At 62.7% G+C, this 22,110-nt stretch carries 21 protein-coding genes and 1 riboswitch; of the genes, 13 read left to right on the forward strand and 8 right to left on the reverse strand.

From position 1 onward, the window contains the following. Positions 1-8 precede the first annotated feature (8 nt). Positions 9-959, forward strand: a complete 951-nt coding sequence (gene ubiA, locus C5J22_RS16240; RefSeq protein ID WP_105439051.1) for a 4-hydroxybenzoate octaprenyltransferase — start codon at positions 9-11, stop codon at positions 957-959. Between the two features lie 80 nt (positions 960-1,039). Here ubiA and C5J22_RS16245 read toward each other — a convergent pair whose 3' ends face one another. Then, a complete protein-coding gene (locus C5J22_RS16245) occupies positions 1,040-1,606 on the reverse strand; it encodes a DUF6101 family protein (RefSeq protein ID WP_037084360.1) in 567 nt (188 codons plus the stop codon). 304 nt (positions 1,607-1,910) lie between these two features. Between C5J22_RS16245 and C5J22_RS16250 the strand changes: the two genes are divergently transcribed. Next, complete coding sequence (locus tag C5J22_RS16250) at positions 1,911-4,502, forward strand: DUF1217 domain-containing protein (protein WP_172746652.1); 2,592 nt, start codon at positions 1,911-1,913, stop codon at positions 4,500-4,502. Positions 4,503-4,518: 16 nt separating this feature from the next. Here C5J22_RS16250 and C5J22_RS16255 read toward each other — a convergent pair whose 3' ends face one another. The 4 genes from C5J22_RS16255 to C5J22_RS16270 are packed head-to-tail and all read right to left on the reverse strand — an operon-like array spanning position 4,519 to position 7,988. Beyond that, on the reverse strand, positions 4,519-4,899 hold the full coding sequence (locus C5J22_RS16255; RefSeq protein ID WP_105439053.1) for a winged helix-turn-helix domain-containing protein: 381 nt from the start codon (positions 4,897-4,899) through the stop codon (positions 4,519-4,521). Next, the gene (locus C5J22_RS16260) at positions 4,896-6,341 is read right to left on the reverse strand and encodes an FAD-binding oxidoreductase (RefSeq protein ID WP_105439054.1); all 1,446 of its coding nucleotides are present in this window, start codon (positions 6,339-6,341) and stop codon (positions 4,896-4,898) included. The genes C5J22_RS16255 and C5J22_RS16260 overlap by 4 nt, the downstream gene beginning before the upstream one ends. Positions 6,342-6,368: 27 nt before the next feature. Beyond that, positions 6,369-7,346, reverse strand: coding sequence for an L-threonylcarbamoyladenylate synthase (locus C5J22_RS16265; protein ID WP_105439055.1), 978 nt, complete (start codon positions 7,344-7,346; stop codon positions 6,369-6,371). A gap of 33 nt (positions 7,347-7,379) precedes the next feature. Continuing rightward, positions 7,380-7,988 carry a DUF6656 family protein gene (locus tag C5J22_RS16270; protein ID WP_105439199.1) on the reverse strand — a complete coding sequence of 203 codons (609 nt, stop codon included), beginning with the start codon at positions 7,986-7,988 and terminating at the stop codon, positions 7,380-7,382. Positions 7,989-8,153: 165 nt separating this feature from the next. Further along, a riboswitch (cobalamin riboswitch) is annotated at positions 8,154-8,388 on the forward strand. A gap of 99 nt (positions 8,389-8,487) precedes the next feature. Here C5J22_RS16270 and C5J22_RS16275 point away from each other — a divergent pair. The 3 genes from C5J22_RS16275 (at position 8,488) to C5J22_RS16285 (ending at position 10,909) form a co-directional block, all read left to right on the forward strand. Then, positions 8,488-9,732, forward strand: a complete 1,245-nt coding sequence (locus C5J22_RS16275) for an aromatic ring-hydroxylating dioxygenase subunit alpha (protein WP_105439056.1) — start codon at positions 8,488-8,490, stop codon at positions 9,730-9,732. Between the two features lie 108 nt (positions 9,733-9,840). Continuing rightward, positions 9,841-10,263: a BA14K family protein gene (locus C5J22_RS16280; protein ID WP_105402027.1), complete on the forward strand. Its 423-nt coding sequence runs from the start codon at positions 9,841-9,843 to the stop codon at positions 10,261-10,263. A 193-nt stretch (positions 10,264-10,456) separates the two neighbouring features. Further along, positions 10,457-10,909 (forward strand): BA14K family protein, encoded by a 453-nt coding sequence (locus tag C5J22_RS16285; RefSeq protein WP_105439057.1) that lies wholly within the window; start codon positions 10,457-10,459, stop codon positions 10,907-10,909. Between the two features lie 67 nt (positions 10,910-10,976). Here C5J22_RS16285 and C5J22_RS16290 read toward each other — a convergent pair whose 3' ends face one another. Beyond that, on the reverse strand, positions 10,977-11,972 hold the full coding sequence (locus tag C5J22_RS16290; protein WP_105439200.1) for a transporter: 996 nt from the start codon (positions 11,970-11,972) through the stop codon (positions 10,977-10,979). A gap of 148 nt (positions 11,973-12,120) precedes the next feature. Here C5J22_RS16290 and C5J22_RS31230 point away from each other — a divergent pair, with 148 nt between their 5' ends. The 4 genes from C5J22_RS31230 to C5J22_RS16305 all read left to right on the forward strand — a co-directional run bounded on the left by C5J22_RS31230 (position 12,121) and on the right by C5J22_RS16305 (position 15,402). Then, the gene (locus tag C5J22_RS31230) at positions 12,121-12,279 is read left to right on the forward strand and encodes a hypothetical protein (protein WP_172746653.1); all 159 of its coding nucleotides are present in this window, start codon (positions 12,121-12,123) and stop codon (positions 12,277-12,279) included. 101 nt (positions 12,280-12,380) lie between these two features. Beyond that, positions 12,381-14,174 (forward strand): acyl-CoA dehydrogenase, encoded by a 1,794-nt coding sequence (locus tag C5J22_RS16295; protein ID WP_105439058.1) that lies wholly within the window; start codon positions 12,381-12,383, stop codon positions 14,172-14,174. 11 nt (positions 14,175-14,185) lie between these two features. Further along, complete coding sequence (locus C5J22_RS16300) at positions 14,186-14,944, forward strand: crotonase/enoyl-CoA hydratase family protein (protein WP_105439059.1); 759 nt, start codon at positions 14,186-14,188, stop codon at positions 14,942-14,944. 83 nt (positions 14,945-15,027) lie between these two features. Continuing rightward, positions 15,028-15,402: a hypothetical protein gene (locus tag C5J22_RS16305; protein ID WP_105426119.1), complete on the forward strand. Its 375-nt coding sequence runs from the start codon at positions 15,028-15,030 to the stop codon at positions 15,400-15,402. A 26-nt stretch (positions 15,403-15,428) separates the two neighbouring features. On the opposite strand, the gene C5J22_RS16310 is transcribed toward C5J22_RS16305, so the two are convergent. Further along, entirely contained in the window at positions 15,429-16,673 is a 1,245-nt protein-coding gene (locus tag C5J22_RS16310; protein WP_105439060.1) for a class I SAM-dependent RNA methyltransferase, read from the reverse strand. Further along, positions 16,670-17,434 (reverse strand): TlyA family RNA methyltransferase, encoded by a 765-nt coding sequence (locus C5J22_RS16315; protein WP_105439061.1) that lies wholly within the window; start codon positions 17,432-17,434, stop codon positions 16,670-16,672. Before C5J22_RS16315 ends, C5J22_RS16310 begins: the two co-directional genes overlap by 4 nt. Positions 17,435-17,587: 153 nt before the next feature. On the opposite strand from C5J22_RS16315, the gene C5J22_RS16320 reads away from it, so the two are divergent. From C5J22_RS16320 to C5J22_RS16335, 4 genes are all read left to right on the forward strand, one after another. After that, a complete protein-coding gene (locus C5J22_RS16320; RefSeq protein ID WP_105439062.1) occupies positions 17,588-19,528 on the forward strand; it encodes a methyl-accepting chemotaxis protein in 1,941 nt (646 codons plus the stop codon). 122 nt (positions 19,529-19,650) lie between these two features. Beyond that, the gene (locus C5J22_RS16325) at positions 19,651-20,643 is read left to right on the forward strand and encodes a DUF4424 domain-containing protein (RefSeq protein WP_371412623.1); all 993 of its coding nucleotides are present in this window, start codon (positions 19,651-19,653) and stop codon (positions 20,641-20,643) included. Between the two features lie 125 nt (positions 20,644-20,768). Continuing rightward, positions 20,769-21,362, forward strand: coding sequence for a cytochrome b (locus C5J22_RS16330; RefSeq protein ID WP_105439064.1), 594 nt, complete (start codon positions 20,769-20,771; stop codon positions 21,360-21,362). Next, complete coding sequence (locus C5J22_RS16335) at positions 21,359-21,946, forward strand: YceI family protein (RefSeq protein WP_105439065.1); 588 nt, start codon at positions 21,359-21,361, stop codon at positions 21,944-21,946. Before C5J22_RS16330 ends, C5J22_RS16335 begins: the two co-directional genes overlap by 4 nt. Positions 21,947-22,110: the final 164 nt, after the last annotated feature.

The following is a 22,110-nucleotide window of genomic DNA, read 5'->3' on the forward strand; positions in this document are numbered from 1 at the left end:
AACCGGACATGACGAACGCCGACAATTTCAGCGGCCGCGTGGCCGACGCTCCATCCGACAACTGGGTCTACCGCGTTCTGCCGCGGCCGGCCTGGCCCTATGCGCAGCTTGCAAGGTGGGACCGGCCGATCGGCTGGCAGCTTCTGATGTGGCCGTGTTTCTGGTCCGCGGCACTGGCGGCAAACGCTGCCCAAGAGGAGGGGGCGTTTTCCCTCGGCCTCCTGCTTTTCCACCTCGTGCTGTTCTTCTTGGGCTCGGTCGCCATGCGCGGCGCCGGCTGTACCTATAACGATCTGGTCGACCATGACATCGACATGGAAGTGGCGCGCACCCGCTCGCGGCCGCTACCCTCCGGCCGCGTCTCGCGCTTCGAGGCCAAGGTCTTCATCGCCGTGCAGGCGTTGGTCGGTCTGCTCGTCCTTGTCCAGTTCAACGCTTTCACCATCCTGCTCGGCATCCTGTCCCTGGCAGTGGTGGCGATCTATCCGTTCGCCAAGCGGTTTACCGACTGGCCGCAATTTTTCCTAGGCCTCGCCTTTTCCTGGGGTGCGCTGATGGGCTGGGCCGCAACGTTCGGCAGTCTCTCGCTTGCGGCCATCTGGCTATATCTCGCCGCCATCACCTGGACGATCGGATACGACACGATCTATGCCCATCAGGACAAGGAGGATGACGAGCTGATCGGGGTGCGCTCGACCGCGCGTCTGTTCGGCGACAATACCAAGCCCTGGCTGGTCGGCCTTTACGGCCTGACGCTTGTCTTCCTGCTGCTCGCTTTCGGATCGGCCGGCGTCGGTTTCCTGGCCTATCTCGGCCTTTTCGTCGCGGCGCTGATGTTCGGCTGGCAGGTTCTGGTCCTCGATATCGACAATGCCGACCAGTGCCTGAAGCTTTTCAAGTCGAACAACCGGGTCGGCGCGATCCTGTTTGCCGGCCTCCTCCTGTCGCTCGCCCTTTAATGGAAAAAGCCCGACCGCTTGAGGATCGGGCTCTCTCCCACCTTATCGCGCGGGTGGTGGACAAAGGGACAAGCAAAGCCCTACCGACGCGCGATAATCTCCTTGCCTTCGATCTTCATCGTCACGCCGAGGCTGCCGGTGGTGCGGCGGACCAGGAAGCGCGGACGGCGGGCCGCGAAATAGGAATGACGGCGGCGCTGCCTGACGGCATTGGTGCGCACGTCGCCGATGTGGTTTTCCAGCGGCCGGGCGATGCCGTCGGCTTCCACCATCAGCATTGGAATGCGATAGGCGTCCGACCAGCTCCGCCAGTCGGCGGCGATGTCGCAGAGGTCGTGGGCGACGAGCAGCGGAATGCACAGATCCGGATCGTCGTGATGCAGTTCGAGCGTGACCGTCACTTCGCCGTCGCCGTGGTCTATGGCGCGGGCCGCAACCCCTTTGAAGGCACGGGCAGGCAATGCGAAGGAGAGCGGCAGGCCGCTTGCGGGAAGGATCTTACGCAGCACAGCGCCGCGTTCGTCGATGGTGATGGAGACATCTCCTGATGTCTCGCGCAGCGCATAGGTAACCTGCTGCGGGAAACGAGACGGATCGAGCCTGAATGTCGACCCTGCCCAAACGGGCTTCAGAACAGTGTTGGTCATCGATATGCTACCCTTGTTTTACCTGAGAGCCGTTGCCGGTTTCTCTACGGGACTTTTGTCCTCTGATAGCCAAAGCATAGGGCGGGCCATGTTCGAGACTGCTTAAAAATAGCGGTTAAAGAAGCCTTGCCTGCCTGGATGGTTAGCGAAAGGGCACGCTTTTGGGTTTCCGGAAGGTGAATCGCGGCATTCCTGTGCAGGCCTGGGACAATCCCGGCGTGACGCCGGAACGCCCAGAAAAGCCCCGGGCAAGGCTAGGTCGCGATGATTGCGGCAGCATCATTCCGACTCGTGGGGCCTTTCCGTGGTATCGACCTATCTCACCTTCGATCTTGTCAATCGCGACATGCAGAAAAGCCTAAAGACGATTGCTGGGCAGACGATGGTCGTCAGCGACACGAAATACTACCAGGAAAATATCGGCAAGATTAAAACGGTCGACGAGTTCCTCGATAACTATCGTCTCTATTCCTATGCGATGCAGGCCCATGGCCTGGATGACATGATCTACGCCAAGGCGTTCATGAAGCAGGTGCTGGAAAGCGATCTCAGCGACGACAACAGCTTTGCGAACCGCCTGACCGACGATCGATATCAGAATATCGCCGCAGCCTTCAATTTCGGCGTTTCCAACGGAGAAGGGGCCGCTGCCCAGTCCAATGGGCAGATGGAGGAGCTCTTCGATACCTATGACCAGACGATCGCCGCCCAGAACGATGTGTTCGAGGACGACACCCGTTATTTCAAGGCGATGCTGGGCGAGGCCGGCAATATCACCAATGTCGACCAGCTGCTGGCCAATCCGAGGCTCCGCGATTACCTGTTCACCGCCTATGGCATCGATACGAAATACTACAATTACAATGCGATCCGCGGCGTGCTGGTTAGCGATCCGGCCGACCCGACCAGCTTCTACAACACCGCCTACGGCAACACTCTCGACCAGCATAATGCAATGAAAACCGAGGACAGCGAGCTTGCCGAGCGGCTGAGCCTCAGCACCGGCATTCCCGCTCTGCAGGACTCGCTCGCGCTTGGCCAGCAGAAGAAAACCGATCTCGAAACCCAGATTGCCACCAAGCAGGATGAGCTGAACAATGGCGGTGACCCGGCGGTCATACAGCCCCAGATCGACGCCATGCAGGTGGAACTGACCAACACGGTGGAGGCGATCCAGAGGGACCAGGACACTCTTGCCACATCGCAGACGCGCTATACCGAGCTGGATGGCAGGCTGGTGCCGATCGCCCAGACGGCCGAGCGGCGCGCCGAACTTGCAAAGCTCATCGCGGCCGGGGCGTCCGATGCGCCCTATCTCGGCTTGATGAAATCGCTTGCCGAGGATTTCAACTTCAATGCGGACGGCTCGGTGCCGGCAGGCGGCGCGGTCACTCCCGAAAAGCTGCTGGAGATCGTCGGCGGCTTCTTCAACAAGCAGACCCGTATCACCCATGCCGAGGCGATGTTCAACCAGGAGCTCTTCGAGCAGGAGCTCAAGACGGCGGACAATGTCAGCGACTTCATCGACGACCCGCGACTTCTCAAATATATCAGGGTCGCCTTCAATCTCGACAAGGCCACGGTCGTGAAATCGACAATCGAGCAGATCCTGACGAGCGACCTCTCCGATCCGGACAGCTACGCTAATCGGTTCGGCGCGACCAATCCGGAATATCTGGAGCTGGCGAAGGCCTTCAATTTCAATACCGACGGTACCGTCGCCGCCGGCCAGGCTCAGGACGAATTGCAGACCAGCTCCACCCGCAGCAACTACATGAGCCGTTGGGACGACAAGCAGGAAGCGGATCTCGAAAAGGCCATCAAGTTCTACAAGCTCGACCTCACGGCCGTGAAGACGCTCGACGACTTCCTGAGCGCGGATGCCAACGACTCTTACAAGTTCGCTCTGGAGGCGGTTGGCCTCGATCCGACGACCGTTTCGAAGCTGACGATCAAAAGCGCCCTGAAAAGCGACCTTTCCGATCCGAACAGCTACATCTACAAGCTGAAGGACGAACGTTTCATCTCGCTTGCGAAGCTTTTCAATTTCGACAGTAAGGGGGGCGTCACCCGGCAGGTGCTGCTCCAGTCCAACGCGGCGATCACCAACGTCGCCAAGGACTATATCCTGCGCAAAAGCCGGTTCATGGAAGGCGATGAACTCACGGCGGCCAGGGCGAAGGCCCAGACCGAGGCGAAATATTATACCGACGCGATGCAGCGTATCGGTAGCCGCGACGAGCTGCTCGCCGACCGCAAGACGCTCGACATTCTGCTGATCTCCAAGGGGATAGATCCTTCCACGGTCACCAACGACTTCTTGAAGGAGGCTTTCAACTCGGATCCTGCCGATCCCAAGAGCTTCGTGAATACCCAGACGGACAAGCGGTTTGCGCAGATTGTCGGCACCTTCAATTTCGACGCCAAGGGCGAGATCGACCGCAGTTCCGCTGGCGAGGCCCAGAACGGCGGCGAAGTCGTCGCGACCCAGGACCTTTACGTCCGCCAGATGCTCGAAACCCAGCAGGGCGAGGAAAATCCGGGTGTCCGCCTCGCGCTTTATTTCGAGCGCATGTCCGACAGCATCACCGATCCTTACGTGATCCTTGGCGACGAGGCGCTGATGGAGTTCTTCCGCGTCACCTTCAGCCTGCCCCCGGAAATCGGCAATATGGATGTCGATCAGCAGGCCAAGATAGTGGAGAAAAAGCTCGATCTCGAGGACCTGGCCGATCCGGAAAAGGTCAGGAAATTGGTGCAGCGCTTCACGATCATGTACGATCTGGAGAACAGCGTGAACACCGCATCGGCGGTGAGCATCCTGAGTGGCAGCGGCGGCTCGGCCGGCATCAGTTCGGATACGCTGTGGGCATTGTCCCAGATCAGGCTGAGCTGAGAGCGAACCGGTCTTCTCAGGTGTCGTCGCTCTTGCCGGTCGTCTCAAAGCGCGGATCGGCGTTCGATTCGAGCCAGTCGAGGTCTGCGCGCATGGCGTCGCGGCTCGCCTTTTCCATCCGCCGGTAGCGGGACAGCAGTTCCTGGCCGAATTCGGTCAGGCCCGCACCCCCGCCGCTTTTCCCCCCATGGCGGGTAAAGATCGCCGGCTCCTTGAACATCCGGTTGATTTCGTCTCCGAGCAGCCATGCCCGCCGGTAGGACATGCCGATCGAGGCGCCAGCCGCGCGGATCGAGCCGTGTTCGGCGATCAGTTCCAGAAGCTGCGCTTTGCCCGGACCGAGCCGCACGCCATTGTCGAGGTCGATCCGGATCGTGGTCTTCGACGGCTGGCTCATGGAATGGCCACGACCTTGCCGGGGTTCATGATGCCGGCCGGATCGAACGCCTGCTTGATGCGCCGCATCAGGTCCATCTCGATCGGCGAGCGGATATGGGCGAGCTCGTCGCGCTTCAACTGGCCGATGCCGTGTTCGGCCGAAATCGACCCGCCGGCGGCGAGCACGATGCCGTGGACGATCGCGTTGATTTCCCGCCAGCGGCCGATGAAGGCTGCCTTGTCGCCCGCCATGTCGGCGGTGATCGGCTGCGAGATGTTGTAGTGGATGTTGCCGTCGCCGAGATGGCCGAAGGCGCAGACCCGGGCGCCCGGCATGGCTGCCAACACCGCCTGCTCGGCCTCTGCCATGAAGCTCGGGATTTTCGAGACGGGTACCGAGACGTCGTGCTTGATCGAGCCGCCCTCCGGCTTCTGGGCGTCGGACATGCTTTCGCGCATGTGCCAGAGCGCCTTCTGCTGGGCGACGGAGGAGGCGATCACGGCGTTGCGGATGAGGCCCGCTTCAAAACCCTGTTCGAGCAGCGACTGCACCATGGAACTGGCCGTCTCGGCGGAATCCGAAGTCGAGATGTCGATCAGCGCATACCACGGATGCGGCTCGGAAAGCGGATCGCGCACGCCCTCTATATGCCGGACCACGAATTCGATGCCGATGCGCGGCATCAGCTCGAAACCGGTCAGCGCCGTGCCGCAGAGGTTCGAGGCTCGCTCGAAGAGTTTTAACGCGTCTGCCGGCGAATTGAGGCCGGCAAATGCCACCTGGTGCCCGACCGGTTGCGGGAAGAGTTTCAGCACCGCCCCGGTGATGATGCCGAGCGTCCCTTCCGCGCCGATGAAGAGGTCGCGCAGGTCGTAGCCGGTATTGTCCTTCTTGAGCCGCCGCAGGCCGTCCCAGATCTCGCCGGTCGGCAGCACCACTTCGAGCCCGAGGCAGAGTTGCCGGGTATTGCCATAGGCGAGCACGGCGGTGCCGCCGGCATTGGTGGAAAGATTGCCGCCGATGCGGCAGGAGCCTTCCGAACCGAGCGACAGCGGAAACAGCCGGTCGACGGCTTCCGCCGCCTTCTGCACGTCGGCAAGGATGGCGCCGCCGTCGGCGACCAGCACGTTGGCGACCGGATCGACGTCGCGGATGCGGTTCATCCGTTCGAGCGAGACGATCAGGTCGCTGCCGCCGGTGCGCGGGGTCTGTCCCCCGACGAGGCCGGTATTGCCGGTTTGCGGCACGATCGGCGTACCGGTCTCGCTTGCAAGCTTCAGGATCGCCGACACTTCCTCGACCGAACCCGGCTTCAGGAGCATAGGCGAAGAACCCTTGTAGAGCCCGCGGCCCTCGACGAGATGCGGCGCAAGATCGTTCGCGTCGCGCAGGACGTGGTTCTCGCCGACGATCGCCGCGAAGCGGTCGAGAAGCTCCGGGTTCGGCCCTGAAATGTCCATCGGCGTCTCCTCCTCTTTAGCCCCGGCTCATTCCCGCGGGGCGGCCGCCCTCGCCAGCCGGTCGTTGATCGCCTCGCCGAGCCCATGGTCGGGAATGGGCGTGACGGCGATGCTGGCGGCGCCGGTGGCGTCGGCGCGCTTCAGGTAATCGAACAGATTTGCCGCCGCCTGCGCAAGGTCGCCGGACGGGCTCAGGTCAAAAACCGCCGCGGCGAGTTCCATTCCCTTCACCGGAGCGGAACCCAGCCGGATCAACGCCTCGCCGGCCTCGACATGGTCGGCATTGAGCCTCACCGCTGCACCCGGCGCATAATGAGAGGCCAGCATGCCGGGGGCCTCGATGATCGCCGCCGGTCCCTCAGGCCGGATCACTGCAAGTCCGGTTGCCGTCTCGATCTCTTCGGCGGCTACCCCGCCCGGCCTCAGCAGCCGGATCACACCGTTCTCGACGCGGACGATGGTCGATTCGACACCGACAGGAGCCGCACCGCCGTCGATGATCAACGCCAGCTTCTCGCCCAGGTCGTCGGCCACGTGGCGCGCGCTGGTCGGGCTCACCTTGCCGGACGTGTTGGCGCTGGGGGCCGCGAGCGGCTTGCCGAAGGCGCGGATGAGCTCGGAAGCGAAGCCCTTGGGAAGCCGGATGCCGACCGTATCGAGCCCGGCCGTCGCCAGCGCATGAATGCCGCTTTCGGGCTTCAGGGGAAGGATCAGGGTGAGGGGCCCCGGCCAGAAGGCTTCGGCAAGCCTGCGCGAGATCGGATCGAAGTCGGCATAACGCTCGGCCATGTCGAGATCCGACATGTGGCAGATCAGCGGGTTGAAGCGCGGCCGGCCCTTGGTCTCGTAGATGCGGGTGATGGCGGCGGGATTGGTGGCGTCGGCCGCAAGTCCGTAGACCGTCTCGGTCGGGATCGCCACGGGAAGGCCGTCCGCAAGGACGGTGCAGGATTGACGAAGCGCGCCGTCATGATCCCGGGTGATGTCGATGATTTGAGCCGTCATATCCGCCCGTCAATAACGCGGACCCGGGCGTCTTCAAAGCTTTTTGATGATCTCGCGGAGCATTTCGTTGGAAGTGCCGAGCATCAGGACGTTCTTGATGGCTTCCATCGGATCATTGGTCTGGAACAGAAGGCCGTTCTTGCGGATCGTGCGGTTGATCTGCAGCGGCTGACCCGCCTCGCGTTCGACCGCAACGGCAAAATACATGCGCGAATTGGCCGGGCTGATATGTTCGAAAAAGGTTTCTTCCTCGCCGATCTTGGAGAAGAAGTTGGCGATATAGAACGACCAGCTCACGGGGACGCCGCGCGGAAGAAACGTCCTTGCCGCCGTGACATGGCAATAGCCGAGATGCGGGCGTTCATCGAGCGTGTGGTGGAAGATGATCTTCGGAAACTTGATCGAGCGATGGAAGGAGTTGATCCGGTTGTGGCTCGTTTCCCCGGCTGCCTCGAGCCTTTTGCCCGTGCGCTCGGCGACTTCGTTATGGGTGAGATAGCGGCGCTCTTCCGGCAGCCAGACCGGATGGTAGCGGGAGCTGCGCCCCGTCCGGAGGAATTCGGAATGGGAAGCGCTCTTCACCACCACCGGCGCCGGTGGTGGAGGGGCTTTGTAATAACGGATCTTTCCCTTGGCCTGCACGGTGGCATCGCTCCCATTCACGCCGGGATTTTATGGCTTATCCCTTAATGACAGGTTTCGCTTTCGCGGGGCTGGAGTGTCGCATTTTGGGCCGTTTCGCCGCTGTCGCCAACGCGGTTGCCGATGTCGCAATGTCGCCTATGCGACACGCCCGCCCGATGATTATATCCGCCTCGATCTTGAGGTGCCGCCTGACTAGGGAAGGCGGAGAATTGGGAAGCCGGCAGGGGTCTTTAGAAACCCTAATCCGGCGCTGCCCCCGCAACGGTGGTGGAGCAATAAGGCACGGCATGAGCCACTGGGAAAGAGCCGCAAGGGCCGCCCGGGAAGGCGCCGAGCCGGTCCCCTGAACGGGACAAGCTCCTGAGCCCGGAAACCAGCCTTGGGATCAAAAATGACGACCGGACGCGGCGGGCGTTCGGGACAGGGTTTGGGGCGGGCTTGAGGCCGGCCGGCATTTCCATGTCCTTCCGCTGTCCACATTGACGAGGAAGATAATATGGAAATTCGCAATCAGGCCCTGCGGCAGCTTAAGAACCGCCGTGAAGGCTTCAGCCTCGAACAGCCCTTCTATACCGATCCCGCCTATTTCAAGCTCGATCTGGAAATGATCTGGTATCGCGACTGGCTGTTCGTCGGGCATGATTGCGAGCTGCCCAAGGCCGGAGCCTATTTCACCTTGCAGATCGGCGATTATCCGGTCGTCGTCGTGCGCGGCCGCGACAACCGGATCCGTGCGCTGCACAATACCTGCCGCCATCGCGGCAGCCGCGTCTGCACCAAGGAGCATGGCTCGGCGGTCCGGCTCGTCTGTCCCTACCATCAATGGACCTACGAACTGGACGGCTCGCTTCTGGTCGGCCGCCAGATGGGCCAGGACTTCGACAAGACCCAGTTCAGCATGAAGAAGGTCCATTGCGAAAGCGTGGCGGGCTTTATCTTCATCTGCCTTGCCAACGAGGCGCCGGATTTCGCGCCGGTTCGCGCGGCGATCGAGCCCTATATGGCCCCGCACCGCCTCTCGGAGGCCAAGGTCGCGCACCAGTCGACGATCATCGAGAAGGGCAATTGGAAGCTCGTCTGGGAAAACAACCGCGAGTGCTACCACTGCGCCGCCAACCACCCGGAGCTCTGCCGCACCTATCCGGAATCGCCGACCGCGACGGGCGTCCAGGGTGCCAAGGACGATCCGGTCATCGCCGCCCATTGGCAGCGTTGCGAGGAGGCCGGGTTGCCGAGCGAATTCCGGATGGACGAGACCGGCCAGTTCCGCGTCGCGCGCATGCCGCTGATCGAAGATGCCGAGAGTTATACGATGAGCGGCCGCAACGCCGTGCAGCGTAAACTCTCCGAGGACGTAACGATCAACTCGATCGGCACCATGCTGCTCTTCCACTATCCGAGCAGCTGGAACCACATTCTCGGCGACCACGCGATCTCGTTCCGCGTCACCCCGCTCGGGCCGGAGGAAACGGCGGTCACCACAAAATGGCTGGTCCACAAGGATGCGGTCGAGGGCGTCGACTACAATCTCGAGGAACTGACCCACGTCTGGAACATGACCAACGACCAGGACCGCCGGATCGTCGAGGAAAACGCCTTCGGCATCCGCTCGCCCGCTTATGAGCCGGGTCCCTATTCGCCACTGCACGAAGGCGGCGTCATGCAGTTCGTCGAATGGTACTCGAACTTCATGGTCAACCGGCTGCAGGGCGACCAGGCGCAACTTTCGATCGTCGCCTGATCGCCAATTCGTGATCGGCGTTAATCGGTGCCGGGCACGTCTTCAGGAACCGAAACCTGCGTCTGGCGTTGTTTGCTGATTAAAAATCAGAATGAGGAAACACACCGCATGAACGCCTTTCGTCTACGTCTGACTGCGGCGGCGGTTGCCATCGCGACCACCTTTGCCGGGCTTGTGCCAGCGCAGGCCATTCAGATGCCGGCTCCCCCGTCCGGCATTTCGGCCGCCGGCGATGTCACCAATGTCCAGTACCGTCGCGACTTCCGGCGTGACCGCTATGGCTGGTATCGCGGCCACCGCGGTTATCGCGATCGCCGGCCCGGCTACCGTTATTACAACGGGTTCTGGTTCCCGCTCGCCGCCTTCGGCGCCGGCGCCATTATCGGTGGCGCCATACAGGCCGACCGGGGCGGCTATTCGAGCCGTCACGTCGCCTGGTGTGAAAGCCGTTATCGCAGCTATCGGGCCTGGGACGATACCTATGCGCCGCGCGCTGGCGTTCGGGCACGCTGCATCTCGCCTTACAGATAAGCAAGCGTTGGCCACCTCTACGCCAAGCCCGGTCGCGGCATATGCCAGCGGCCGGGCTTGCTTCGTCGCGGCGCACGTTAATTGCGCATTCAGGATGAACTTCCTAAGGTTGCGGCAAAATTGAAATCCACTGCATACTGAAATAATTGGCTGTCAAAAATTGAAACATAGACAAGGGATCTGGGGACTTAACATGACTCTTTTGAAGAAGATCGCGGTTGCGGGAATCTCCGCTGCCGTTCTCGCCGGCTCTCTGATGCCGGCTCAGGCGATGCCGCTGCCGTCCGCTCCGGCCGCCGGGATCGAAACCAGCGCCGACACCGACGTGACCCTCGTCCAGTACCGTCGCCATGGCGGCGGCTGGTATGGCGGGCATCGCGGTTATCGCGACTACCGTCCAGGTTATCGCCGCCATAACGGCTACTGGTTCCCGTTGGCGGCATTCGGTGCCGGCGCCCTGATCGGCGGCGCCATTGCCTCCCAGCCGCGTTACGCCGAGCCAGCTCCGGCCTATGGCGGCGGCGACGACATCAATCCGCGCCACTACGAATGGTGTGCAGATCGCTACCGTTCCTACGACGCCTATTCGAACTCGTTCCAGCCGAACTACGGTCGGCGCCAGACCTGCTATTCGCCTTATTTCTAAGGGCGCCCGGCAGACACTATCCCACCCGTCCGGTATGGAACCCGGGCGGGTTTCGTTTGTCCAGCGGTTAGAGAATGCCGGTGCGCTTCAACAGCCACCAGGCGGCAAGTACCGAAATGCCGATCAGGCCGAAGGCATAGGCCGTTCCGCCGGAGCCTCCCTCGAAGGGTAGCGACGAGGTGTTCATTCCGAAAAAGCCGGTGACCAAAGTCGGCGGCAGCAGGAAGGCGGTCATCAGCGACAGGATATAGAGGTGGCGGTTGGTCTCTGAGGAGAGCTTAGAATCGATTTCCTCGTGCAGCAGTCGCGCCCGCTCCTGCAGCGCGTAGACGTCGTGGTCCGCCGCCTCCAGCCGGCCGATCAGCCGCGAGGCGGCGTCGTCGAAACCGGGCGGCATCTCGTCGTCGTCGGTCGCCGCTGCACGCCGCAGCAGTGTCAGCACTGTTCTCAGGTGCCGGTGCAGCCTGACCACCGTCCGCCTGATCGGCGCGAGGCGGCGGCGTTCATCGCGCGGCGTGTTGTCGTAAACGAAATCCTCGATGATGTTCATTTCTTCGGTGAGCTCCATCACCAGCACGATCAGCGTACGCTGGAATTCGGCGACCAGCGTCTCGAACACGTCGATCGGCTTTTTATAGCGCGAAGCGTTCTTTTCTATCGCCGCCCGCACCCGGTCGATCGAGCGCAGGGGCTGCAGGCGCGTGGTGATGATGATCCTGTCCGAGACGAAGAAATGCAGCCAGCCGATATTGCGTGTCTCGCTGTCGAACTCCCGCTGGAAATCGACCAGCGTGCCGTAGACGAGCTGCTCGTCGAGCGTCACGGCGGCGTGCGTGTCATGGGTGGTGAGTGCGGCGAGAGCCGGCGGTGTCAGGCTTGGAAAGCTCTCCAGGAAGGCGTTGACCCGGCTGTCGGCGAGGTTGAGATGCAGCCACAGGAAGCCATCGCCGACATCGAGATCGCTGCGCGCCGCATCGAGCGGCAACCGGGTGCAGGGCGCCGATCCCGGATGGAAGCGATAGGCCCAGACGAGGCCTGGGACAGCGGGGTTCATGAGGGACATGGGCGAGGAATCCGGAAGCATAGGCGTCACTCCATAGACCCCTTGTGTAACGCTCGTTTCAACAAGATTCTCTAAAGCAGAAGAAGTAGCTTAGGCTTGTTATTCGGCCAGCGCCGCCGCTGGCGGCTCAACTCGACTGGAACTTCATATGCCGCCCGAAGATGAATACCGCAAGCAATCCGAAGCTGTCGCGGCCGCCGACCGAAACGATCCGGATCTTTTGGCATGGCTGGACGCCGCGCTTGCCGACTATTTGGCGGACGAAGGCGAAGACCTCGTCGTCGCAGCCCTGACGAACGAACATTGACAACCGCATTTACGTTTACGTAAAAAGCATATGAGGAATGCCGACGGAGCAGAATCGGCTAGAATACGGCAGTCACAGCTGCGCCTAGGAGGAGGAGCATCATGTACAAGGCACCGGTCGAGGAGATCGCCTTCACCCTGAACCATGTGGCGGGCCTTTCGGACGCCCTGGAGATCGGCAGGTTCGGCGACTTGAGCGCCGATCTGGTCGAGGCGATCCTGGAGGAGGCGGGGCGGTTCGCCGGCAACGAGATGGCGCCGCTCGGCGAGATCGGTGACAGACAGGGCGCTCGCCTCACCGACGGCAAGGTGACGACGCCGGACGGCTGGCCGGAACTCTATCGTCATTGGCGGGAAGGCGGCTGGAACGGCCTGACCGCGCCGGAAGCCTATGGCGGCCAGAACCTGCCGCATATGCTGAACGTCGCAGCGCTCGAAATGTGGAATTCCGCCTCCATGGCCTTCGCGCTGGCGCCGACGCTGACCATGGGCGCCATCGATGCGCTGGTCGCGCACGGCAGCGAGGCGCAGAAGGAAAAATACCTCGCGAAGATGGTCTCCGGCGAATGGACCGGCACCATGAACCTGACCGAGCCGCATGCCGGCTCCGATCTCGGTGTCCTGAAGACCCGCGCCGAGCGCGGCGACGACGGCAGCTACCGCATTTTTGGCCAGAAGATCTTTATCACCTGGGGCGAGCACGACGCCGCCGACAACATCATCCATCTGGTGCTGGCGCGGCTTCCCGATGCGCCTGCCGGCACCCGCGGCATCTCGCTTTTCCTGGTCCCGAAATTCCTGGTGGGCGACGACGGATCGCTGGAGGCGCGCAACGACGTCTTCTGCCATTCGATCGAACACAAGCTCGGCATCCACGGCTCGCCGACCTGCACGATGATCTATGGCGACGGCAAATATTCTCCGGGCAACGAGGAGGACAAGGGCGCGATCGGCTGGCTGATCGGCGAGGAGAACAAGGGCCTCGCCTGCATGTTCACGATGATGAACAATGCGCGCCTGGCGGTCGGCATGCAGGGCGTGGCGATCGCCGAAGCCGCAACCCAGAAGGCGGTCGCGTTTGCCAAGGAACGCACCCAGGGCAAGGCGCCCGGCTGGTCGGGGGAGGGCATGAGCCCGATCATCGACCATCCGGATATTGCCCGCACGCTGATCACCATGAAGGCCCTGACCCAAGGCGCTCGCGCCATCTGCTACGCCTGCGCCCACGCGACCGACATGTCGCACCATACCGAAGGCGACGAGGCCCGCCACTGGACCGAACGGGCAGCACTTCTGACGCCCATCGCCAAATCCTTCGCGACCGATGCCGGCGTCGACGTCGCATCGCTTGGCATCCAGGTACATGGCGGCATGGGATTCATCGAGGAGACGGGCGCTGCCCGTTACCTGCGCGACGCCCGCATCGCGCCGATCTACGAGGGCACCAACGGCATCCAGGCGATCGACCTCGTGATCCGCAAGCTGCCGCTCTCTTCGGGAGACCAGGTGCGTGGCTTCATAGGGGAGTTGAAGGAGATCGCCGACAAGGTCTCGGCCTCCAACGATATGGCATTTGGCGAGACGGGCGACCGTCTGCGCGCCGCCATCGCCGCGCTCGAAACCGCCACCGGCTGGCTCCTGGAAACTCAAGGCGCCGGCAGGACCGCCGATGCGCTTGCCGGTGCGACGCCCTATCAGCGCCTGTTCGGCCTGGTGCTGACCGGCTGTTATCTTGCCAAGGGTGCGATTGTTGCAGCCGATAACGGCGGCCCGGAAAAGCGCGTCGCGCTCTGCCGCTTCATGGCCGAAAACCTGCTCGCCGAAACCTCGGCGCTGAAGGACCGCGTGATTTCAGGCGCCGAGAGCTTGCAAGCCGCCCGCGCGATCCTGGCCTGAAGGAGACATCCGTGAGCGACACCCATATCCTCGTCGAGCGCCCCGAGGCCCAGCCGGGCGTCATGGTGATCCGTTTCAACCGCCCGGAAAAGAAGAACGCCATCACTTCGGCCATGTACAACCGCATGACCGCCGCCCTCGAGGACGCGAACCGCGACGACGCCGTACGTGCCGTCGCCTTCCTGGGCACCGAAGGCTGCTTTTCCGCCGGCAACGACATGGGCGATTTCCTCGCCTATGCCATGTCCGGATCGAAAGAGGCGCCTGCCGCCGCCGTTTTCATCAAGGCCTTGGCGCTCGCCGAAAAGCCGCTGGTATCCGGTGTCGACGGCCTCGCGATCGGCATCGGCACCACCTTGAACATGCATTGCGACCTGACGGTCGCGTCCGCCCGCAGCCTCTTCAAGACGCCCTTCGTCGACCTGGCGCTGGTGCCGGAAGCCGCTTCCAGCCTGCTGGCGCCGAAAGTCATCGGCCATCAGCGCGCGTTTGCCATGCTGGTGGCGGGTGAGGGATTTTCCGCGCAGGCGGCGCTGGATGCCGGGCTGATCTGGAAGATCGTGGAGCCGCAGGCGGTCGAAGCCGAGACGCTGGCGCTTGCCGCAAGCCTTGCGGCGAAACCGCCCCAGGCCCTGAAGATCGCCCGCGACCTGGTGCGCGGACCGCGCGACGCGGTGCTCGCACGCATGGATGAGGAACTGGTGCATTTCTCCGCCCAGCTCAAAAGTACAGAGGCGCGCGCCGCCTTCGAGGCCTTCATGCGACGTTAACGGTGTCCCGCGGGAAACTCCGCTCCCGTCTTCTTTTGGCGCAGCTTCGGCGCTAGATTGCCTCCACAATCTGGGAGGAAAGAATGTCCTATCGTTTCTGGTCGTGCTTGTTCGTATTGCTTCTGGGAATAGCGCCGGCGCAGGCCGAGACGCTGGCTTTCCCATTGCAGAGCCAGCCGCTGCAACTCGCCCAGAGCCCCTCCGTCACCATCGGCCCGAACGGCGTCATCATCCGCCGTGACGATGATCGTGACCGTTATCGTGACGGGGACCGGGATCGCGACCGTGACCGCGATAGAGATCGCCCCCGCCCGCAGCGTTATGTCTGCGTCGTCTCCCCGCCGCCGAGCATGGATCGCCGTCGTCCCTATGTCTGCAACGCCGAACCGGGCCGCGTCGGCGGCCGTTGCCGCTGCTCCGGCGTCGTCGGCAGCGGCACGCTTGATCTGGCTCGGTAAGAGACCCGGCAGTCTTCTGCCCGAGCTTACTTCTGCAGCAGTACTACCGCCTCCACGTGCGGCGACCAGAGGAACTGGTCGATCGGGGTGACGGCCTTGATCTGGTATCCGCCGTCGACAAGAATTCTGAGGTCGCGGGCGAGCGTCAGCGGGTTGCAGCTGACCGCAACGACCGTCTTCACGCCAGACCGGACAAGCTCCTTCATCTGGACTTCGGCACCGGCGCGCGGCGGATCGAAGACGACGGCGTCGTAGTTCTTCAGTTCGGACACCATCATCGGCCGGCGGAAGAGGTCGCGCTTCTCCACCGATACCGGCTTCAGCCCCTGCGTGTTGCGGGCGGCGTGATCGAGTGCCTTGACCGACTTCTCGTCACCTTCGACCGCATGCACCTTGGCGATGCGGGCGAGCCGGAGGGAAAATGTGCCAGAGCCGGCAAACAGGTCGATAATCCGCTTGGCCTTGCCGACATGCGACAGCACCAGTTCTGCCATCGCGTCTTCCGCCGGTTTGGTCGCCTGGGTAAAGGCGCCGGGCGGCGGCGAGACCTTGACGCCGCCGAAATCCACCAGCGGCTTCTGTAATTCGATGACGATCTCGCCGTTGGCAGAAACCCGAGCAATGTTTTTCAGCGCCAGCACCGTCTCGGTGACCAGGCGTCGCTGCTTGTCGTCGAGCGGCTTCAACCCGTCCGCGGCAAGGTCGAGGCCGGCAAGCGTTTCCAGAACCCCGATGCGGAACGTATCGGAGCCGGTCGCCAGCGCCTTGCCCACCGCGCGGATCGCCTCGAGCCGGGCAACGATGCCGGGCGAGGCGATCGGACATTCGACGATCGAGACGATATGGTTGGTCTCGGCGCGGTTGAAGCCGAGCAGCAATTCCTTCTCGGTCCTGCGGGCGGAAAATACCACCCGACGACGCTCGCCGGGATGGGCGATGACCAGTTCGCTCACTTCAGGCGTCAGGCCCTTGGATTTCAGCGCCTCGACGACCAGGTTGCGCTTGAAGGCGTGGTAGGGCGCGTCGGCCAGGTGCTGCAACGAACAGCCGCCGCAGGCGTCGCTGTCAGGCCCGAAGTGGCGGCAGGGCGGCGTGACTCTGTCCGGTGACGGGTTGGAAGTCGACATGACCGTGCCGTGATCGCCGTTGCGGGCGATCGCCAGCGTTTCGCCCGGAAGAGCGTAGGGCACATAGACCGGGCCGTCTTCGCCATTGGCGATGCCGTGGCCCTGGGCGCCGAGCCGGTTGATCGTGACGGTGACCGTGCTCATGACGGTTCACCGGGCTTCACGCCTGCGAGCAGGTATTCCTGGTTGCCGTCGCCGCCGACGATCGGGGAGGGGATCAGCCCGAGGCTCGCCCAGCCCATATCTTCGACGAGCCAGCGTTCGAGTTCGGCTGCGACCTGGGGTGCCGTCTCCGGCTCCTTCAACAGCCCGGCCTTGCTGATCGCATCACGTCCCGCCTCGAATTGCGGCTTGACCAGCAGCACGCAATGCGCGCCGGGCTCGGCAAGATCCAGGGCCGGCGCCAGCGCCAGCTTCAGCGAAATGAACGAAACGTCCGAGACGATGAAGGTGATCTCGCGGTCGTCGTAATCCTCGGCGGTCAGATAGCGGGCGTTGAGGCCTTCGATATTGGTGACGCGCGGCTCGGCGAGCAGCCGCGGATGCATCTGCCCGTGGCCGACGTCGATCGAGGTGACATGTTCGGCGCCGCGCATGACCAGCACTTCGGTAAAGCCGCCGGTCGAGGCGCCGATATCGAGACAGTCATGGCCTGCCGGGTCGAGCTTGAAGTGATCGAGCGCCGCGACAAGCTTCAGCGCCGCGCGGGATACGTAATCCTGCGCCGGGTCGTCAATGGTGAGTTGCGCGTCGAGCGGAAAGGTGAGGCTCGGTTTGGTGACGACACGGCCGTTGACGGTAACGGTGCCGCGGGCGATCGCGTCGCGCGCACGGGCCCGGCTCGCGACGAGATTGAGCGAGACGAGAAGCTGGTCGAGGCGTTGGTTTTCGGGAGTTGAGGACATGGGTGCAGTCAATGCCTGCCTATCGCCTGGCTTGCAAGGGGCTTGATCCATGAAAACTCGCGGCCGCGTTCAATCAAATTTTAATCATGTTCGGATTCTCTCCAGGCTGGAGGAGATATCCATTGCTGTTTCAACTGAGAGCGGAAGCCACTGATGTCGCTTAAAAACCTATCCCTGAACAAGAAGCTGATCATCACCTTCGCGGCGTTGATGTCGGTCTGTCTGCTGGCCTCCGCCGGCGTTTATTGGCAGGCATTGAAATCGAGCCGTTCTTCCGCGCAGCAGGTCGTCTCCCAGACCATCCTGATGCATGTGGACGCAGCGCTCGAAGCCATGCTGGAACAGGCCGTCAATCAGCGCGGCTTCCTGCTCTTCAAGAGCGACAGCACCTATGCGGACGTCTTCAACAACCGCGAGAAGATGATCGCGGCGATCGACGCCGCCAAGAAGGCCGCCGCCGGCAGGCTGGACATGCTGACTTCGCTCGATGCGATGCGGGCCGCAGCCGATGTCTTCCACACCCAGCTCACCGTTCCGCAGCTCGATGCGCGCAAGAACACCACCAAGCCGATCGACGAAGTCATCGAGATCGGCCGCAACCAGTCCAAGGGCCAGCTCGACGTCTTCCGCGAGGCTGCCGCCAAGATCAAGAAGCAGGCTTTCGACCTGTCCACCGCCATGGTCAATGCCCAGACCCGCGCCCACACCGACCTGTTGCTGACGCTTCTGATCGGCGGCGGCATCGCCGGCCTGATCGCGGTTGCCCTCGTGCTGGCCCTGTCGCGCGTCATCGTCAAGCCGATCGTCGGCATGACGGATGCCATGACCAGCCTTGCAGGCGGCAATCACGACATCCAGGTTCCGGCTCTCGAACGCGGCGACGAAGTCGGCCGGATGGCCAAGGCCGTCACGGTCTTCAAGGATGCGGCCATCGAAAAGCAACGCCTGGCCCGCGATGCGGATATCCTGCGCGACACCAGCGAGCGCGAGCGCCTCGACAACGACACCCACAAGGCCCGCGAAGCCGCCAATCTCGAATTTGCGATCGACGCGCTTGCCACCGGGCTTGCAAGCCTTGCCGATGGCGATGTCGCCTACCGCATCGAAAAGCCGTTCTCCGGCAATCTCGACCGGCTGCGCACGGACTTCAACCAGGCGCTCGGCCGGCTGCAGTCGGCCCTCCAGGCGGTCGGCGAGAACGCCTCTGCGATCAGCTCCGGCGCGGGCGAAATCCGCTCCGCGGCCGACGATCTCGGTCGTCGCACCGAACAGCAGGCCGCAGCCGTCGAAGAGACAGCCGCAGCACTCGAACAGGTGACGACGACGGTGAAGGAATCGGCCCGCCGTGCAGAAGACGTCGGTCAGCGCGTCGAGCGTACCCGCATCGGCGCCGAGAAATCGGGCGAGGTGGTCCGCCGGGCGGTCTCCGCCATGGAGCAGATCTCGAAGTCGTCCGGCGAGATCAGCAATATCATCTCGGTCATCGACGATATCGCCTTCCAGACCAACCTGCTCGCGCTCAATGCAGGCGTCGAGGCGGCTCGCGCCGGCGAGGCGGGCAAGGGTTTCGCGGTCGTCGCACAGGAAGTCCGCGAGCTCGCTCAGCGTTCCGCCAATGCGGCAAAGGAGATCAAGGCGTTGATCACCACCTCCAGCCAGCAGGTGGATGCGGGCGTCGCGCTGGTCGGCGAGACCGGCCAGGCGCTGGAAGCGATCGTCGGCGAAGTGCAGCAGATCAACCAGCACCTCTCCGCCATCGTCATCTCCACCCGCGAGCAGTCGACCGGCCTCCAGGAGATCAACACCTCCGTCAACGCAATGGACCAGGGCACGCAGCAGAACGCCGCCATGGTCGAGGAGCAGAACGCGGCAAGCCACAAGCTTGCCCAGGAAGCCCAGGCGCTCGATGCCCTGCTGAGGCAGTTCAACTTCGGGGGCACACCGGCGGCCCGGACCTCTCGTCCGGTTGCGGCCCCGTCTGCAGCCCGTCCGGTGGCATCGCCGGCAAATGCCCTGCGTTCCACCGTCGCCCGCGCCTTTTCCGGCAAGGCGGCGAGCGCCGCGGCCGTGAAGGAAGAGTGGTCGGAATTCTGATCCGCCCATATGGCTCGATCTCTAAGGCAGGCCGGAAGACCCTCCGGCCTGCCTTCTCTGTTTCAGCATTTGCGTCTATCTTCCGGCGGCCGGAAAGCCGGCAGCGAACCGGAGGGATGGAAATGCGGTGGACCTTGCTGATCGGCGGGCTTTTGCTTGTCTCAAACCCGGCACTCGCCAACGATACCATGGCGGAGCTGAAGACGGGCGGGCTGATCTACGTCCAGACCTCCGACGTCACCATGGCCGAGGAGCAGCTCTACATTTCCCGTGAGGAAGTGCTGGTCGATTACGTCTTCAAGAACACCAGCGACAAGGACGTCGAAAGCGTCATCGCCTTCCCGATGCCGGATATTACCGGCAGTATGGACAGCAACATCGCGCTCGACGAGACCGACGCCGACAATTTCCTCGGCTTCTCCGTCGTGCAGGACAGCCGGCAGATGAAGCCGGAACTGCAACAGCGGGTGCTGGCGGCCGGCGTCGACCGCACCGACGAACTCGTTGCGCGCAACATTCCGCTTCTGCCCTATAGCGACAGGACGCTTGCCGCGCTCAAGGCCCTGCCCGAAGACGTGAAGGCCGCCTGGATCGCCGAAGGGCTGGCGTTCGTCAACCGTTACGATGCCGGCAAGGGGTGGCAGGAGGAACTGACGCCTGCCTGGACGCTGCGATCGGTTTATTGGTGGAAGACGAAATTCCCGGCAGGCAAGCCCATCCGCGTCAGCCATCGCTACAAGCCGAGCGTCGGCGGCACTGTCGCCATGACCTTCATCGATCAGGGCAAGCCGGCGACGAACTATAACGACTATGCTGATCGCTATTGCATCGACGCTGCCTTCCTGAAGACGGCCGCAAAGCTCGAAGCCGCGGCTGGTAAAAGCGGTCCGAACTACACCGAGCAATGGGTGTCGTACATCCTCACCACCGGCGCCAACTGGGGCGGCTCGATCGGCAAGTTCAAGCTGACGATCGACAAGGGCAGGGCGCAGGACTACGTCAGCTTCTGCGGCAATGGCATCAAGAAGGTCGGCCCCACGACCTTCGAGATGACTGCCGACGATTTCTCCCCGGAAAAGGATTTGAATATCCTGTTCCTGACGGCCGCCGATTAGTAACGGCGGCACAAATCCCTATTCAATAATATTGAATGAGCGTGATCGCGACGGCGCTTGCCGCTCGGCTTGGAAAGGACGATGTTTCCACCCTGTGACTTGCCGAAGAATTCCGGAAACATCCCATGCCGCGTCGCTCCGCCGATGGCTATGACCTTGTCGCGATTGCTCTGCACTGGCTGATCGCGGTGCTGATCCTCGGCCTGCTGGTCCTCGGCTTTGTCATGACCCGCCGATCGATCGATCCCGCCCTGCAGTTCTCGCTCTTCCAGTGGCACAAATCCTTTGGCATGCTGGCTCTTCTTCTGGCCGCCGTGAGGCTCGTCCGTTCGCTGACCGTCGCGCGGGTGAAGTCCGCGGAAGGTCTGGGTATCCTGGAGCGTCGCTCGGCACATGCGATGCATTACCTCCTGCTGACCCTGGCGGTGGCTGTGCCGGTGGCAGGCTGGATGATCGCCTCCGTATCGCCGCTCGAAATTCCGACCTTTGCGTTCAACCTCGTCGTCATTCCGCATCTTCCGGTGCCGAAGTCGGAAGCGGCCGAGGCGTGGTGGACGACCGTCCATGCGGTTCTCGCCTATTCCACGCTGGCGCTCGTCTTCCTGCATTCCGCCGCCGCACTCTACCACCACTATGTCAGGCACGACGACGTGCTCACCCGCATGCTCGGCAGCCGGCACCGCACCGTCAAAACGTCAATCGAGGAGCCGGGACCATGACCCGCAAGACAGCCATCATCGCAGCAATGCTGCTCACCATGTCGCTTCCGCAGGCCAGCTTCTCCGCCGTCGACGTCCCGAGCCTCACGGAGGCGGCCGGGCGTTATGCCATCACACCCGGTTCCCGCATCGCCTTTGCCGTGGATCAGGTCGGCGGCGGCGGCATCAAGGGCAAATTCGGTAAGTTTTCGGGCACGTTCAACCTGAAAGCCGGCGATCTCGCGCATTCCATGGTGAATTTCGACCTGAAGCCGGAAAGCGTCAGCACCGGCCAGGATCGTATCGATGCTTTCCTGCGCTCCGGCGCCGTCTTCGATTCCTCTCGGTTCGAGACGATCTCGTTCCGGTCGGAGCGGATCGAGCAGACCGGCCCGGACAGTGCCCGCATCACCGGCACGCTGACCGCCAAGGGGCATAGCTCGGCCGAAATCTTCGATGTGAAGCTGACCTCCTGGAATGGCCGAAAGATAGGCTTCAACGTCAGCGGCAAGATTTACCGTTCGCGCTACGCCATGGACGTCGGCACGCCGATCTATTCCAACGTCGTGCAGTTCGACATGGTGATCGAGGGCGAGCGGAGCTAGAGACAGCGCCCTCGGTTGGCCCCATTACTTCATTCGACGTAGAAGCATACTGCTTCGGAGCCTTGCCTTGGAAAAGGGGCGTCGGGGTACGAGGCGCCGTCGACTGACACTATTGATTCTACTGCAGGATTTCAAAAGTAGCGGCTTGATTTGGAATCCCTCTA

Origin of the sequence: Neorhizobium sp. T25_13, from assembly GCF_002968675.1 — a bacterium.
Lineage (GTDB): Bacteria > Pseudomonadota > Alphaproteobacteria > Rhizobiales > Rhizobiaceae > Neorhizobium > Neorhizobium tomejilense.